Raw genomic sequence first — 15,957 nt, 5'->3', positions numbered from 1 at the left:
AGGGTAATGCTCGCGGACACGGCCACCGGCATGCTTCACGTTGGCGGCATTTACAACATCAACGAGCTTAAAACGCTGAAGGCCGCAACCCTGATGAGGGTCGCGGCCTTCATTTGGCCTGACTGCACGTGAATGTGCCTTGCCGAGTAACGAGTCAACATGAAAAAAGTTTAATGGTTCAGACCCCGACAAAACAGCACATCTCACCTTGCACTGACGTGGTTCCGACAAATTTTCTACATCCGAGCCCTCATGATTTGCGCAGCTCATTCGTCATTAATCAATGAGAGCACCCATCACTTTTTTACTGATCAAGCTCTGAAAAGGAGTTTTTGCATGTACAACTCGCAACTGCCAACGGATGGCACCCCTGCGGCAAACGGTTCGCTGAACCTGGACGCTCGCGCGCTCACCAAAAACGCTGAACGCCACAACAACGAGCGCATCAGGCAGCTGCTCAAAAGCTTTGGCCTGCGAACCAGCCTGATTCGCCTGAAAGTGATCGACGCGCTACTGACCGCCGCCGAAAACGATCGTCCGCAGGGAGTACGCGGGGTGCACAGCCACTTGCTGGACCTGGGTATTCCCCTGTCCTTTCTCAGCGTTCGCGAAGTGTTGAAGCGACTGTGCAGTGAAGGCCTGATTGTCTTGAACGAAGACAAGAGCTACAGCCTGCATCCGCAAGCCGCAGCCGTGCTCTACGGCAATCAATAACGCATTACCGCGTCGCTTAAGGCTTGACCTTGCGACGCATCACCCCATTGATCACCACGACGATCACCGCAACGCCAATAGCGATGTACTGGAACAGCTTCTCGCTGATCATTCCGGCGTTCTGCATGTACGACAGACCAAGCATGATCCCCAATACGACAAGGGAGATCAGAATCGAATATTTCAAACGTTGCGACTGGGTCATTGCGGGTTCCTGAACCTGAAGATATGTATCCGGTTTGTATCGTGATGCATGCCAAGCCCATACGCTTCTTCGGGGATGAGCAGCTGCAAGCGGGGTCTCATGTTACAGCCCATGAAGCATTTTGGCTGCATGCGGTTCAAACGATGAGGATTGAGAAATGTACCGTCGAATCACACTGCTGATTCCCCTGCTGATTATCCTGACCATGAGCGGTTGTGTATGTTTCCCATGCGGAGGTGGCTGGCATGGCGACCATCGCTATCACCATGATGGCTACTACCGTCGTTGACCTTTATTAAGCGGGGGCGACTTGCATCATTAAGTTTCCCCTGTTCTCAACAATTGACAACGTTTGAGAACACCACGAAAAAAGCCCGCCTCCCCGCGGGCTTTTTCGTACAAGGGTATTACACTTTGGCCTGCAAGATAATACCTGATACATGCATCAGCACATTCACCTGACATTCCCGCCAGAAATAACGCGACAACTATTACTACCAGCAAAACAATATTTTGGCTTGGCTTATTACTATTCCAGACTACTCTCACCCTTATCGCGATACTTCTATATAAATAAGCACTACACCCTGGAATTTTATGCTCAAGCCCATTATAAAAATCGGATCCTTTCGAGCGCTAGGTTTTTGCCTGGTGATTACAGCTTTTGAGTTACTGACCTACTTGGCCAGCGACATGATAATGCCTGCCATGTTGACAGTAACCGATGACTTGAACGCCAGTACTCGGCATATTCCATCGGCCTTCAATCTCTACTTGCTGGGGGGTGTTCTTCTGCAATGGCTGATTGGCCCGCTCGCGGATTGTTTTGGACGCCGAAAAGTTCTCTTGGTCGGCTGTGCAGTCTTTGCCATGACCTGCGTCATGACCCTCTGGGTGCAGAGTATTTTTGCATTCAACCTGCTGCGCCTGCTTCAGGGCATGGGCTTGGGGTTTGTCATCGCCGTCAGTTACCCCGCGCTGCAGGAGGTGTTCTGTGAAACCGACGCAGTCCGAATCATGGCCTTGCTGGCTAATGTTGCCCTGCTCTCCCCGCTCCTTGGCCCCCTGCTCGGGAGCCTGATACTGAAATGGATTTCCTGGCGTGAGCTGTTTCTCATGTTCGGCGTCCTTGGCATCGTCGTGTGGTTGGCGCTCTATTGGGTGATGCCGGAAACCATAGGCGTACTACGTCACGACGGTAACCGGTTAAACCCCACGCCATTCAAGCTGCGTGCGATAGCTCATCGATATATCGCCCTTCTCGGGAACCTCAGATTTATTTGCGCCAGTACTGCGCTCGGGCTGATGAGTTTGCCGCTGATCGCCTGGATCGGCCTGTCCCCATTGCTATTGATTCAGGGGCAAGGGTTATCGGTTCTTGAGTACGGCCTGTGGCAGATCCCGGTCTTCGCCGCCGTCATCATCGGCAATCTGATACTGAACCTGATTATTTCCAGGACTCGCCTTGAAGGCTTGATTCAATGGGCGCTCTGGCCATTCTGCGCGGGCCTTGTGGCGCTCATCATTGCCAGCCGGTTTGCCCCTTCGATCCCGGTTCTCGTCGGTGGCCTGATGCTTTACAGCATTGGTCTTGGGATGAGCAACGCCGCGCTGTACCGCGCGGCGCTGTTTACCAGTGACGACAGCAAAGGATTGGTCTCGGCCATGTTGGGGATGATCTCCATCGCACTCATGGCCGGCGCAGGCTCGCTGATCGCAACGCTGGGGGCTGGCGAAGATCCGCGTTACTTCGCCCTGACAGTCGGTATCGCCGGGCTTCTGGCACTGGTGCCATTGCGTTGGGTACTGCTGCCGGCCACGCCTGCGCCCGTGCACTCTCTATAACTCAATCAAAAAAGGATTTTTGATGATTCATCTACCCCACACCGATGCCTTATGTGCATTGCCACGGCCGTATTGTCTGGACGCTGTCCCGCCAGGCTTGTTCGACAACTCGATGCGTGAAACCAGTCTCTTTCACTGCCATCACACCCCCGGTTACGAGCATTGGCTGGAGGCCAACGGCCTGAGTGCCAGCGCGCTGGACAGACTGGACGACTGGTCGCGCCTCCCTCCCCTGTACGCCAACTACTTCAAGCAACGCCTGCTGCTGAGCCCCACCGGGCAGGATGCCCTGGAGCTGACATCCTCGGGCACCAGCGGCCAGAAAAGCCGCATGCGCTATGACGTGCGAAGCATCACCGCGGCGCAGAACATGGTGACTCGGATCTTCGAGCATTACGACTGGATCAGCCACACCCCGTGCAACTATCTGTTGCTGAGTTATGAGCCTGTAGGCGCCATCAGCCTGGGAACCTCCTATACCGACCAGTTCCTGTGCCAATACGCGCCGGTCAACCGGGTGGTCTATGCGCTACGGGCCACAGGCAGCGGCCACGAGTTCGATGTGTTCGGCGTGATCGAAGCCTTGCAACAGTTTGCAATTGAAGGTTTACCGGTGCGCATCTTTGGTTTTCCTGCGTTTCTTTGGCAGGTCTTGCAACGCATGCAAGACCTTGAAGCACCCGACCTTGAGCTGCATCCCGATTCGCTGGTATTCCTTGGCGGTGGCTGGAAAACCCGGGCGAGCGAGGAAGTCCCCAGACAGCAACTTTATTCCCGGATTGCGCAGCAATTGAGGATAGATGCCAGTCGTTGTCGAGACGGGTACGGCGCTGTCGAGCATGCCGTGCCGTATATCGAATGCGCCAACCATCACTTTCATGCACCGGTTTACTCAAAGGTGTTTGTCCGCAACCCGAGCGACTTCGCCGTCCAGCCCTACGGCAAGCGGGGTCTGTTGCACTTCGTATCGCCTTATATTTCATCGAGCCCGGCACACGCCGTGGTCATGAGTGACCTGGCAACACTGCACCCCGCTGCCGCCTGTGGCTGTGGCCTGGCTACCGACTGGTTTGAGTTGCATGGCCGCGCCGGAACCAGCGCCAGTCGCAGTTGCGCGATGGCCGCAGCCGAACTGATCGGGGGAGCTTGATATGTACCTGATCAATGGCCAACTGCACGACTCACTCACACCTGAGGCGGCCCTCGACACGCTGCTGCCAGGATTGGCGCAACAACTGGGGCAACCACCGACCAGCGAAAGGGTTCTTCAATGCGCGGACCGTTTCACACAGAAACTGCAGGCCCATCACCCCCCCCTTGAACTCGATGAGGGGCAACGCCTGGAACTGATCGCGTTCTGCCAACGGAGCGCCTTGAGTGCAAAACTGGAACGTGAGTTGGGCGTGCAGCCGCGGTCACTACGGCGAATTGCCTACGATCAACCGCGGTTCGAAAACTGGTCCCCGTTAGGACTCGTGGTGCATATCACGCCGGCCAACGCGCCATTGCTGGGGTTCTGCGCAGTGCTGGAAAGCCTGCTGGTGGGTAACATCAACTGGCTGCGCCCAAGCTCCAGTGACAACAGCCTGAGTGCGCAATTACTGGCAGCGTTCCTCGAGTGCGACGCCAGCGGATTACTGACCAACTGCGTCGCTGTGTTGCCTGTCGATACCGATCGCCTTGATCTTCTATGCGCTCACGCCGATGGCGTCAGCGCATGGGGTGGCGACGCAGCGCTCAAGGCCATTCGCCGGCTGGTTCCCAGCGGGTGCCGCTGGATCGACTGGGGTCACAAGATCAGTTTTGCCTACCTGTCGCCAGAAGCCGTGTCCCCCGCAGCGCTGGATGCCCTGGTCGATGAAGTGTGTCGGCTCGACCAACAAGCGTGCTCCAGTCCGCAGTGGCTGCTGGTTGACAGTGATGACCCGCAAACCCTGCATGCTATCGGCGGACAACTCGCTGACGCGTTCGAACGCCGCGCCAGCCGCTGGCCAGCGTTGCTCCCCACAGCTCAGGAAGCCTGCGAGATCACCACCCGGATTGCCTTGGCGCGACTCGATCAAAGTTTTGCCGATGAGACAGGACGCGTCTGGTCCGGTGATGGATGGCGCATCATGTGGGAGCACCATCGCCGATTGGCACCTTCTCCGTTGTTTCGAACGCTGTTGTTACGGCCGATGCCAAACGCATTGATTGCCGAGTCCCTGCTGCCGTGGCGCACGCATCTGCAAAGTTGTGCTCTGATCTGCACACCCCGGCAAACGCCAAGCCTGGTCAGGCAACTGCTGAGCGCGGGCGTCAATCGAATCGCCCCTCCCGAGCTGATTCATGACGGCTATGCAGGAGAACCCCATGACGGTGTTTTCGCCCTGTCACGCTTGACTCGCAGGACCTCGGTAACCTTGCCGCCGCAGTTATCGAGCAACCGCGCAACACTGGACCAGCCCCCTGGTGCCCCGGCGCAACTGAACGCGTACGCAGTGATGAACAAGACGGATTTCATCGCGCAATCCGGTTCGTCCGACGCTCAACTGTTTTTCCGCTCAGGTGGTACCAGCAGCACTCCCGCCTTGGCTGGCTACAGCTATCGAGACTTTAGCCGGCAGATGCGCGCGGCGGCTGACGGCATGTTCGCCATCGGACTGACGCCGGGGCAGGATCGAGTGATGAATCTGTTCTACGGTGGCAGCCTCTATGGCGGGCTGTTCAGTTTTTCCAGGATCCTTGAACAGATGGGGGTCACGCACTTCCCCATGGGCGGCCCCCACGACGACGACTTCAGTGAAATAGCCCAACTGATTGTGGACCAGCGCATCAACACGCTGATTGGCATGCCCAGCACGTTGCAGCGCCTGTTTTTCAGCGAGCAGGATCGCCTCAAGGCCTACGGCGGGGTCAATAAAGTCTTCATGGGCGGCGAACATTCTGGCAATGCCAGCCGACGGTTGATGGAGCGTTGTGGGGTCTCGACGATTCGTTCCGCCCTCTACGGTTCTGTCGACGCCGGCCCTCTCGGTCATGCGTGCCCGGCAAGCGCAGATGGCGTTTTTCACCTGATGAGCGACATCCAGTGGCTGGAAATCGTCAACCTTGAACACGACGCTCCTGTCGAACCCGGCGAAGTCGGTCGTTTGCTCTTTACCTCGCGGGCACGCGAAGGTCAGGCGATCATCCGTTACGAGGTCGGGGACACTGGACGTTGGCTGCCAGGAACCTGCCCTTGTGGCCTGGACACGCCTCGATTTGAACTGCAAGGAAGACACGGTCGACTGCTGCGGATCGCTTCGGACTTTGTCTCGATCAGCGACCTGGAAGAAAAAGCCGCCACTCAACTGCAGCTCCTTCTTGATCACGACTCCAACGGAACCGAACGTTTGGTGGTGCGCGCAGAACATGATCCACAGACCCTACGTCAACGCCTGCTGGACATCCCCGTTATTTCAACAGCCGTGAATAACCGCCTGCTGGAACTTGAGGTTCAACGGTGTTCTCCCGACCGGTTCGAACGCAACAGGCACAGCGGCAAAGTACCCCTGATGATTGACTTGAGAACTGACTTTTCAGCGAGCAAGCATCACAACTGAACGCCTATTTTAAAACTATCAAGAGCCTGAACTCATGAACACTAACTATTCATTCGAAGAGTTGCTGCTGCACTCACGAAAACATTCTCACTATTACAAAACACACTTCAATCAACTACCAGAACATCACTGTACTGTCGAAGATCTACCACTCACCGTCGCTTCAGACTATTGGAATGGCAGCCACAATTTAAACACCTGGCCGGTACTGACCGGTAAAACCGAAAACGCCCTGATTTACAAAACCGGTGGTTCAACCGGCCAGGAAAAACTGGTGGCGTACACCCGTGATGAATGGCAGAACATGGTGACGCACTTCGGGAACGCCCTCTCGGGACAACTGTGCGATGGCGACCGGGTTGCCAATCTGTTTTTTGCCGGCGACCTTTATGCCAGTTTTCTGTTTATCCATGAATCATTGGCCCATGTGTCGCCTTCCATCTGCGAGTTCCCGTTTGCCGGCGAAGTCGACTCCGCAACGCTTGCAGCGGCCATTGCCGAACACCAGATCAATGTCCTCGCTGGCGTACCCGCACAACTTCTGCAATTCGCCGCCAGCCTGGCCGAGCGACACGGCGTCCTGCCACAGATAACCACCGTGCTCTACGGTGGCGAAAGTCTGTTTGCCGCACAATTGCCGATGCTGGCTCAGGTCTTTCCCAATGCACGCGTCGCGTCCATTGGCTATGCCTGTGTCGACGCAGGACTCGTGGGCGCCAGCACCCGGGATTGTGAGGTGGGTGAACATCGGGTGTTTGATCAACAGACGGTGGTGGAAATTGTCGATGAACACACCCACGAGGTCATCGAGGAATGTCATCGCCCAGGCCAATTGATCATCACCAACCTGACCCGAAAGTTAATGCCACTGCTGCGTTATCCCGTCGGTGATCGCGCATGTTGGCGCGAGCCGAGCGGCACCCGGCAACGCAAATTCGCCTTGCTGGGACGTAGCGAACAGAGCATTCGTATTCGCATCGGTGTCATCTCGTTGTTCCAGGAGGAGATCGCCGAAATCCTTCAGCGCCTGGCCGATTGCTGGCAATGGCAGTTGGTGATCGAAAGTGTTGGGGTCAAGGATCGAATGACCCTGAGGTGGGTGCCCGCGCACGACTCGACGTCAATAAACGCTTCAATCCCGGCCATTCACGCAGCACTGCTGGGTCAGTACCCGGACATCAGCCAAATGATCGGCAGTGGTCAGCTTGAATGTGTCTTCAGCCCCTGCACGACCGGCGCATTACTGCTGCATCCACGCTCGGGAAAGCAGCGCCGGATCGTTGACCTGCGCGTGTATAGCGCCCCTCAGCGGGAGCCTGCTCCATGAGTACATTCAGGTTTCGACGTTTCAGGCAAGCGGACTCAACCGCTGTCAGTGCGTTGTTTCGCCAGGTGTATGGGGAAAATTATGTACAGCCTGATGTCTATTTGCCGTCGATGATTGGCCAGCACAACGCCGACAACCGATGGCACTCAATGCTGGCGTTGATCGATGAATGCATCGTTGGCCACGCGGCATTGTGCAGGGATGCACATAGCCTGGATCACGCTGAATTCGCCTTGTGCCTCGTACACCCGCAAGCCCGGGGCAAAAACATCGCCACCCGGCTGGGTCGTGAACTGTTGCGGCGGGCGAGCCGACTCGGCCTCAAGAGCGTCTCGATCAAGCAGGTCACCCATCATCTCTACACTCAGCAAATGGCGCAAAAACTCGGTTTCAAAAACATCGGGCTGCTTCCCGACTATGTTCCCTCGCCCTTTGGTGAGTCCCATGAGGAAAGTGTTGTCATTGGCTATCAAATGGTCAAAGGGCATGCACGTCCGTTACCGCAACTGGAATGGCCGGCGGCCTGTGCAACCTTCATGAGGCAACTGTCTGCGTCATTCGGCACCCGAAACGACACGCCATCACAACACTCTTTGCCAATGCAGATCAGCCAGCACCATGAGCGAGTGGAAGTCGTGCTTTATCAGTTGGACAAGAGCGTGCAGTTGCAGCTCCAGCAGCTACCCGCGCACTGGATGATCTCGATCAAGCTTGATCTGTCGCAGCATTCTCCACAGAACATGCGTCGCCTCTGCGCCATCGATTTCGTATTTACCGGGTTGATGCCTGCGCCCGCGGCATCTGGCTGGTATGCATTGTTTCATCGTGGTGCAAAACTGCGGCCTGTGAGTTTCTACTGTCCGCACATGCAGCAACTGCACGACACCTTACTCCACCGGCAGCCAGAGTCGCCTCACCGTCAGTTACCTGAGTATCCGCGCAGCAGCCCGTTGCCCGGCTGAGCGCAAAGCTGCACCAGCCAGTCGACAAACACCCGCACCCGCAGAGACAACTGGCGGTGCGGAGGATAGAGCGCCGTCAGGGGTAACCCTGGCGGCGGCAGATGCTCTAACACCTCGCACAACGTTCCCTCGCGCAACTGCCGTGCAACGTGATAGTACGGCGTCTGGACCAGGCCATAACCCGCTTCACAAGAGGCCAGATAACCATCTGCGCTGTTGACCGCCACCTGTTTGGGCAGGTTCACCGGGTGCACGTGTCCGTCTATGTCAAATTCCAGGCCGAAACGCCTGCCGGTGGTGCTGGAGAAATACTCGACCATCTGGTGCCCCGCCAGATCTTCCAGGCAGTGCGGCGTACCCTGGCGTCGCAAGTAGTCGGGGCTGGCGCAGGTGACCTGATCGAGCATCGCCAGCGGTCGCGCTACCAGCGAATCATCCAGAGACGAGCCGCCGCGCAGCACACAATCGACGCCCTCGCGAATCAGGTCGACCGGGCGATCGTTCAAGCCGATTTCCAACTCGATCAGCGGGTAACGCCGGGTAAATTCCGGCAAGGCCGGGATCACCAGCAAACGCCCGATGCCGGCAGGCATGTCGATACGCAAAAGCCCGCGTGGATTTTGCCGAGAGCTGGAAAACGCTGCCTCTGTCTCGTCCAGATCAGCCAGCAATCGCACGCAGCGCTGATAATACGCCGCGCCATCGGCGGTTGGACTGACGTGCCGTGTGGTGCGCTGCAACAGTTGCACGCCCAAATGCGCCTCAAGCTGCTTGATCAGGATGGTTACCGAAGCCCTGGGCATTTGCAGGCTGTCCGCGGCCTTGGCAAATCCTTCCAGCTCGACAATGCGAGTGAATACTCGCATAGCATTAAAACGGTCCATTGCTCTTGGTTACCTGCGGATTATTTAGAAATTACAAACAGTGATAGCGTTTTTAGCCGGTTTATCTTGTTTTTGTCGAGCGCAACAATGGGGCCACATCAAAAAGGAGCGACACCATGCACACTCGTCAATTGGGCAAAAACGGCCCTGAGGTTTCTGCGATCGGTCTGGGCTGCATGGGCATGACCGACTTCTACACCACGGGCGGCGATACGTCCGAGGCATTGGCAACATTGCATCGTGCCATGGAGTTGGGCGTCAATTTACTCGACACCGCCGACATGTATGGCCCGCACACCAACGAAGCGCTGATTGGCAAAGCGATTGCAGGCAAGCGCGACCAGGTGTTCCTGGCCAGTAAATTCGGCATCGTGCGTGATCCGTCCAACCCCACTGCACGTGGAGTCGACGGCCGACCGGAGTACATCCGTGCTGCCATCGACGGCACGCTGAAACGTCTGGGCGTAGACACTCTGGACTTGTACTACCAGCATCGCGTCGATCCGGAGGTGGCCATCGAAGAGACCGTGGGCGCCATGGCCGAACTGGTCCAGGCCGGTAAAGTGCGCTACCTCGGCTTGAGCGAAGCCTCGGCGATAACCCTTGAACGAGCGCATAAGGTTCACCCGATCAGCGCGCTGCAAAGTGAATACTCGCTGTGGAGCCGCGATCAGGAGCACAACGATTGCCTGGCCACCTGTCAGCGCCTGGGGATTGCCTTTGTGCCGTACAGCCCGCTCGGCCGAGGCTTTCTGACCGGCGCCCTGAAAAGTCCCGACGATTTTGCAGCGGACGATTACCGGCGCTTCAGCCCGCGCTTTCAGGGCGAAAACTTCAACAGGAATTTGCAGTTGGTCCAACAGGTGCAAACGCTGGCAGCAGAAAAAGGTGTGACCGCAGGGCAACTGGCGTTGGCCTGGGTACTGGCGCAAGGCGATTACCTGATCCCCATTCCGGGTACCAAGCAACGCAAGTATCTGGAGGAGAATGTCGCCGCGCTGGACGTTGTATTAAGCCCGGAAGACTTGTCGGCGCTGGAGGCGATTTTTCCGGATGACGCGGTGCTCGGGGCGCGTTACCCGCAAGCCGTCATGCAGATGCTCGATCGATAACACTGAGCGTCGCAGGCCCGTTCATGCCGTGTATGACGGGCCTGTTGCACTTGAAGATCAGGCTTTGCCAGTGACCCCCTTGGTGTTCGGAACGGCGGGGCCATTGCCCATGCCATACGTCTTCAGGTTCTGCAGTACGTAAATCGCCTTCTTGTACTCGGGAATCAGGTGGTTGGCGTACTTGTTGCCTTTGAGGTTGTTGCTCTGGATGTTATCCAGCTGCGTGGCGAAGTACTCCAGCGCATTGAATTTTTCATCCAGGTTTTTCGGCACCCCAAAGCGATCGAACTTGTCGCCGGCGTTGAGCAGCGTCAGGGCCGTCACATCGCTGATCAAACCGCGATCGCGCAAAAAGGCGCTGATGTTTCCGAGCTGTTTGACCGTGACGGTCTCGGGGTCGAATCCCTTGAAATTCTTGTAGAGCTTCTGCTCGTTCATTTTCGCGGTGTTCAGCGCCAATGGATCATTGCCCACCAGTGCGAGCATCTGCTTGACCTTGACGTTCTGCGGTACGGGTTTACTGCCACTCGTCCCGCCCTCGCGAATCAGTAATCCGGCCTTGCTGGTCCAGCCTCCGACATAACCGATGGTCATGAGAGTGCTCCTGTGCGCGGCGTGAGCCAGACCGGGAGCAGCCCCGAAGCGCGAAGACGTCCTTGTAAGGTGACCATAAAAAGTCCTTGTTCAACTGACGAATTGGTACGCGAGTATCAATTCGTCAGCGTCCCTTGGACTACAAATATTTCAGCTTTTTACAATTCTTGTACATTTCGGATACAAATCACCAAACCCTTGAATTCATTGACTTGAAACAATTGTTTAACAATCAGACCGTCAATGAATCAGGCTTGAAAGCCACGAAAGAAACCACGTCACCAGCCCGGGATGAAACTGCGCATGGCTCATGTCGATGACCAACCGGTCGTCCGTAAAAACCATTTTTGGGACCATGGTACTAAAGTCGGCCTGCCGCGGGCCGATAGCTGCTAAACGCCGCAATAAATCAACAAGAGCGCTTAGCACAAGGACCGGTTCAATGCCCGCATTCCGTACCATTCAAGCCCGTTACACGCTGTTTCTGGTGCTGTTCATCCTGTTGTTGTTCGCCTTGACGGTGGCGGGCATCAGCCAGTTGGTCGCGCCGAAACTTCGGCACACGGAAGAACAGGTCGCACTGAACCGCATCGCCGAAGTGGCCGAACAGATCCAGGGCGAACTGAACAAGGTTCAAGCGCAACAACGCAGCATCACCCAAACCATTCCCCTGCTCGACAGCGCAACCATCGACACCGTGTTGCCTGGCCTGGTAGACCAGTACGGTGAGCTGAAGGTGTTTGGTGGCGGGATCTGGCCGTTGCCTGGCCAGCGCGAAGCCGGACGCAACAAATTCAGTACCTTCTGGCACCGGGATGCGTCGGGCAAACTGGCCGTCAACACCTTCTGGAACAGCGACGCGGCACCCAACTATTACGATCAGCCCTGGTACAAGGGCGGCATGCAGACACCTCGCGGTCAATGCGCCTGGGCCGCGGCCTATAAGGACGACGCCAGCGCCGAACCGCGCACCAACTGCGCCATGGCGATAGCGCGCAATGGCGTGCCGTACGGAGTCGCGACCATTGACGTCACTCTGGGCTTCTTCAATGACCTGGTCGCGCGTAAGGAAAAAGACTTGGGTGCCGAAATGTTGATCGTCGAGGCCGACGGCAAGATCATCAGCAACAGCTCGCGCATCAGTGCTCCGATTGTCCTGAAAAACATCAGTGAACTGGCAAGCAACTCGCCTTTTGCCGCGCAGATCAAAACCGCGCTTGAGCGCCGTGATGCTTCGCTGCAACGCGTCGAGTTCGACAATCAAGGCGTGGCGAACACTTTCTTCATGCGTCCGATCGAAGGCACACCGTGGTTCCTTGCCACCGCCCTGCCGACCCTCCTGATCACCGCTCAACGCGACGATGTCTTGAGCACCTTGAGCCTGTTGCAGATCCCGATGGTTTTGCTGCTGGTGCTGCTGCAAATCTATGCAATCCGCCAACTGATCCAGCGCATGAAAGCCTTGAAAGCCAACATCGACGCGCTGTCCACCGGCGACGCCGACCTGACCCGGCGCATCACCATTCGCGCCGAGGATGAACTGGGCGCGATCGGCCATTCGGTCAACACCTTTATCGCCTACCTGCAAAACATGATCGGCGAAGTCACCCAGGCCACGGGCGCCATGGCCTCAAGCCTGGAAAACCTGCAACAGACCTCGGCGCATACCAACCAGATACTGCAGCGTCATGCCTCGGAGACCGACCAGACCGTCACCGCCATCACCGAGATGAGTTCGACCGCCGACAGCGTCGCCGAGAACGCCGCACAAACCGCCGCGTTTACCCAGCGCGCCAACGAACACGCCGACCGCTCGCGGGTGGTGGTGGGCGAAGCCTCAAGCAGCGTGAGCGCATTGATCGGCGAAGTGGCCAGTGCCACCCACAAAGTCGAAAGCATGCAGCAGGACGCCCAGCGCATCACCGAAATCCTCGGGGTGATCGGCGCCATTGCCGGGCAAACCAACCTGCTGGCACTCAACGCCGCGATTGAGGCCGCGCGAGCCGGTGAACAAGGTCGAGGCTTTGCCGTGGTCGCCGATGAAGTCCGCGCCCTCGCCGCCCGCACCCAGGCCAGCACCTCGGAGATCAACGAGATGCTCAGCCGTTTGACCCAGGGTGTCAGCTCTTCGGTGGCGGCGATGGAAAACACCCAGGCCAGCTGTCAGTCCGCTGCCGATGCGACAGCGCGCGTCAACGCCGGGCTGGACGAAATGGCCGGCTCGGTCAGCCACATCAACAGCCTCAGCACCCAGATCGCCACGGCCGCCGAACAACAGAGCGCGGTGACCGAGGAGATCAACCGCAGCATGGTGCAAATCCGCCATATGGTCGAAGAGCTGGTGCAAAGCGGTCACGCCACCGACATCAACACGCGCCAGCTGCTGGACGCCAATAGCCGGGTCAGTTCGATCATGGGGCGCTTCAAGGTCAAGTGACCCCGCGAATGCCGCCCGCGCGTTTCGCGTGGGCATAACCTTCAAGGGATATCCATGAATAACTTTGAAACATAAGCACTCTTTTTCATCGGCGAAAACGGTCAAAATGCGCGGCGTGAAATGATCAACGAGAGATAACCGATGAAAACCACGCTGCGTCTGGCCGCCCTTGGCGCCCTGTTCATCAGCTCCCTGGCCCAGGCCGCCGAGCTGATTCCGATTGATGTCCACCGCGATGCCAATTGCGGTTGCTGCAAAAAGTGGATCGCGCACCTTGAAGCCAATGGCTTCAAGGTCAACGATCACGTTGAAACCAACATGAGCGAAGTCAAGCAGCGCCTCGGCGTCCCGCCGCGACTGGCGTCGTGCCACACCGCGGTGATCAACGGCAAATTCGTCGAAGGCCATGTCCCCGCCGAACAGGTACTGGCGTTGAGTCAATCCGACCTGCTTGGCGCGGCTGCGCCGGGTATGCCCATGGGCTCGCCAGGCATGGAAATGGACGGCATGGCCGATGCTTATCAGGTCATTGGGTTGACTAAAAATGGCACCGATAAAGTGATCGCCGACTACCCGGCCCGGTAATGCTCGCTGGCTATCTCGGGCTGTTCATCGCGGCATTCGGTGCCGCGACGTTGTTACCGTTGCAGTCCGAGGCCGTGCTGGTGGGATTGCTGCTCAACGGCAAGCATGGATTGTGGTGGCTGCTCGCCGTCGCCACGCTCGGCAACGTGCTGGGTTCGTTGCTGAACTGGTGGCTGGGACGCAGCGTCGAGCGCTTCAGGGAGCGTCGCTGGTTTCCGGTCAGCCCTGCTCATCTGGAAAAAGCCCGCACTCACTATCAACGTTATGGCCATTGGTCACTGCTGCTGAGCTGGGTGCCGATCATTGGCGACCCGCTGACACTGGTGGCCGGCGTGATGCGAGAACCCGTGGGGCGTTTTTTGCTGATCGTGACCTTTGCCAAAGGCGCGCGTTATGGTGTGCTGGCGCTGGCGACACTGGGCTGGATGCCTTGAGCCCCTGGTGCTGCCACGTTGTTAATGTCGCCATAATCACGACGTTACAGCCTCAGCCAACGGTTAAACCCACGCCCCCCCCTTTGAAGAGACAATGCTCATGACTGTGCAGATTGCGGTGATCGATGACTGGCAGGGCGTGGCCCGTCATGTGGTGGATTGGTCGGTGCTGGACGGTATCGGCAAAGTCAGCTTTTTGCATGACTACCCTGCCGACCACGCCACACTGAGCGACCGATTGCAGTCCTTCGAGGTGATTTGCGTGATGCGCGAGCGCACGCTGTTCGACGAAGCACTCCTGCGTAGCCTGCCCAAACTCAAATTGCTGGTCACCGGAGGCATGCGCAATGCCGCCATCGACCTCAAGGCCGCCGCGGCGTTGGGGATTCAGGTTTGCGGGACCGACAGCTACAAACAGGCGGCGCCCGAATTGACCTGGACGCTGATCATGGCCCTGACCCGCAATCTGCTTGCAGAAGCCAACGCCCTGCGTGCCGGTCACTGGCAACAAGGCCTGGGTGGCGACCTGTATGGCAAGACCCTGGGTATTCTGGGCCTGGGCAGCATTGGCAAACGGATCGCCGAGTTCGGTCAGGTGTTCGGAATGCGCGTTATCGCCTGGAGCGAAAACCTCACCGTCGAGCGCGCAGCCGAAGCCGGGGTTACTTTTGTCAGCAAGCGCGAGCTGTTCGAGCAAGCCGATGTGCTGTCGATCCATCTGGTGCTCAGCGAGCGCAGCCGGGGCCTGGTCGATGAACAGGCACTTGGCTGGATGAAACCATCAGCGTTGCTGATCAATACCGCGCGCGGGCCGATCGTCGATGAAGCCGCATTGATCCAGGCCCTTGAACAGAACCGCCTGAAGGGCGCGGCGCTGGATGTCTTCGAGCGCGAGCCATTAGCCGTCGAGCATCCATTTCGGACATTGCCCAACGTGCTGGCCACACCGCATGTCGGCTATGTCAGCGAGCAAAACTACCGGCTGTTCTTTTCACAGATGATTGAAGATATTCAAGCCTGGACAACTGGCCATTCGATCCGGCTGTTGAATTAGGCCACACCGTCCTGACACACACTCTGTAGCAGCTGGCGTAGCCTGCGTTCGGCAGCTGCTACAGGGTTGGTGGTGTCTGCTTTTGCAAGTTGCACGCACCAATAGAGTGCGAACGGCGCTTTGCCACGCCCCACTCTCTGGCAACTCTCTCCCCTTTTTTGTGCCCCGGCGGCGACAGAACCTGCACTTCGTCGGTGCGGGCGCGGCTGATTGAGCGCGG

The 15,957-nt window shown here is 57.6% G+C and carries 15 protein-coding genes; 12 read left to right on the top strand and 3 right to left on the bottom strand.

Features of this window, described 5'->3' with window-relative positions; translation table 11 throughout:
• Positions 1–336 precede the first annotated feature (336 nt).
• Positions 337–714: a fe2+ zn2+ uptake regulation protein gene (locus AABM55_RS14295; protein WP_103314509.1), complete on the top strand. Its 378-nt coding sequence runs from the start codon at positions 337–339 to the stop codon at positions 712–714.
• Positions 715–730: 16 nt separating this feature from the next.
• On the opposite strand, the gene AABM55_RS14290 is transcribed toward AABM55_RS14295, so the two are convergent.
• The gene (locus AABM55_RS14290; RefSeq protein ID WP_019690573.1) at positions 731–919 is read right to left on the bottom strand and encodes a hypothetical protein; all 189 of its coding nucleotides are present in this window, start codon (positions 917–919) and stop codon (positions 731–733) included.
• A 157-nt stretch (positions 920–1,076) separates the two neighbouring features.
• Between AABM55_RS14290 and AABM55_RS14285 the strand changes: the two genes are divergently transcribed.
• The 6 genes from AABM55_RS14285 (at position 1,077) to AABM55_RS14260 (ending at position 8,637) form a co-directional block, all read left to right on the top strand.
• Complete coding sequence (locus AABM55_RS14285; protein WP_256583727.1) at positions 1,077–1,208, top strand: hypothetical protein; 132 nt, start codon at positions 1,077–1,079, stop codon at positions 1,206–1,208.
• A 308-nt stretch (positions 1,209–1,516) separates the two neighbouring features.
• On the top strand, positions 1,517–2,764 hold the full coding sequence (locus tag AABM55_RS14280; RefSeq protein WP_347929936.1) for an MFS transporter: 1,248 nt from the start codon (positions 1,517–1,519) through the stop codon (positions 2,762–2,764).
• Positions 2,765–2,786: 22 nt separating this feature from the next.
• On the top strand, positions 2,787–3,914 hold the full coding sequence (locus AABM55_RS14275; RefSeq protein WP_347929935.1) for an acyl-protein synthase: 1,128 nt from the start codon (positions 2,787–2,789) through the stop codon (positions 3,912–3,914).
• A 1-nt stretch (position 3,915) separates the two neighbouring features.
• Entirely contained in the window at positions 3,916–6,348 is a 2,433-nt protein-coding gene (locus AABM55_RS14270; RefSeq protein WP_347929934.1) for an acyl-CoA reductase, read from the top strand.
• Positions 6,349–6,382: 34 nt separating this feature from the next.
• The gene (locus AABM55_RS14265) at positions 6,383–7,675 is read left to right on the top strand and encodes an AMP-binding protein (RefSeq protein WP_347929933.1); all 1,293 of its coding nucleotides are present in this window, start codon (positions 6,383–6,385) and stop codon (positions 7,673–7,675) included.
• Positions 7,672–8,637: a GNAT family N-acetyltransferase gene (locus AABM55_RS14260; protein ID WP_347929932.1), complete on the top strand. Its 966-nt coding sequence runs from the start codon at positions 7,672–7,674 to the stop codon at positions 8,635–8,637. The genes AABM55_RS14265 and AABM55_RS14260 overlap by 4 nt, the downstream gene beginning before the upstream one ends.
• On the opposite strand, the gene AABM55_RS14255 is transcribed toward AABM55_RS14260, so the two are convergent.
• Positions 8,595–9,521: a LysR family transcriptional regulator gene (locus tag AABM55_RS14255; protein ID WP_103314503.1), complete on the bottom strand. Its 927-nt coding sequence runs from the start codon at positions 9,519–9,521 to the stop codon at positions 8,595–8,597. The genes AABM55_RS14260 and AABM55_RS14255 overlap by 43 nt on opposite strands.
• A gap of 116 nt (positions 9,522–9,637) precedes the next feature.
• Between AABM55_RS14255 and AABM55_RS14250 the strand changes: the two genes are divergently transcribed.
• Positions 9,638–10,633, top strand: coding sequence for an aldo/keto reductase (locus tag AABM55_RS14250; protein ID WP_347929931.1), 996 nt, complete (start codon positions 9,638–9,640; stop codon positions 10,631–10,633).
• A 57-nt stretch (positions 10,634–10,690) separates the two neighbouring features.
• Here the strand turns inward: AABM55_RS14250 and AABM55_RS14245 are convergent, their stop codons facing one another.
• Positions 10,691–11,227 (bottom strand): hypothetical protein, encoded by a 537-nt coding sequence (locus AABM55_RS14245; RefSeq protein WP_347929930.1) that lies wholly within the window; start codon positions 11,225–11,227, stop codon positions 10,691–10,693.
• A gap of 442 nt (positions 11,228–11,669) precedes the next feature.
• On the opposite strand from AABM55_RS14245, the gene AABM55_RS14240 reads away from it, so the two are divergent.
• The 4 genes from AABM55_RS14240 (at position 11,670) to AABM55_RS14225 (ending at position 15,737) form a co-directional block, all read left to right on the top strand.
• Positions 11,670–13,664 carry a methyl-accepting chemotaxis protein gene (locus tag AABM55_RS14240; protein WP_347929929.1) on the top strand — a complete coding sequence of 665 codons (1,995 nt, stop codon included), beginning with the start codon at positions 11,670–11,672 and terminating at the stop codon, positions 13,662–13,664.
• A 141-nt stretch (positions 13,665–13,805) separates the two neighbouring features.
• On the top strand, positions 13,806–14,249 hold the full coding sequence (locus AABM55_RS14235; protein ID WP_054597178.1) for a DUF411 domain-containing protein: 444 nt from the start codon (positions 13,806–13,808) through the stop codon (positions 14,247–14,249).
• Complete coding sequence (locus AABM55_RS14230) at positions 14,249–14,683, top strand: YqaA family protein (protein WP_347929928.1); 435 nt, start codon at positions 14,249–14,251, stop codon at positions 14,681–14,683. Before AABM55_RS14235 ends, AABM55_RS14230 begins: the two co-directional genes overlap by 1 nt.
• Positions 14,684–14,783: 100 nt before the next feature.
• Positions 14,784–15,737, top strand: a complete 954-nt coding sequence (locus AABM55_RS14225; RefSeq protein ID WP_347929927.1) for a D-2-hydroxyacid dehydrogenase family protein — start codon at positions 14,784–14,786, stop codon at positions 15,735–15,737.
• The last annotated feature ends 220 nt before the right edge of the window (positions 15,738–15,957 follow it).

Source organism: Pseudomonas helvetica, assembly GCF_039908645.1.
Lineage (GTDB): Bacteria > Pseudomonadota > Gammaproteobacteria > Pseudomonadales > Pseudomonadaceae > Aquipseudomonas > Aquipseudomonas helvetica.
This window is presented reverse-complemented; position numbering and strand designations above follow the sequence as displayed.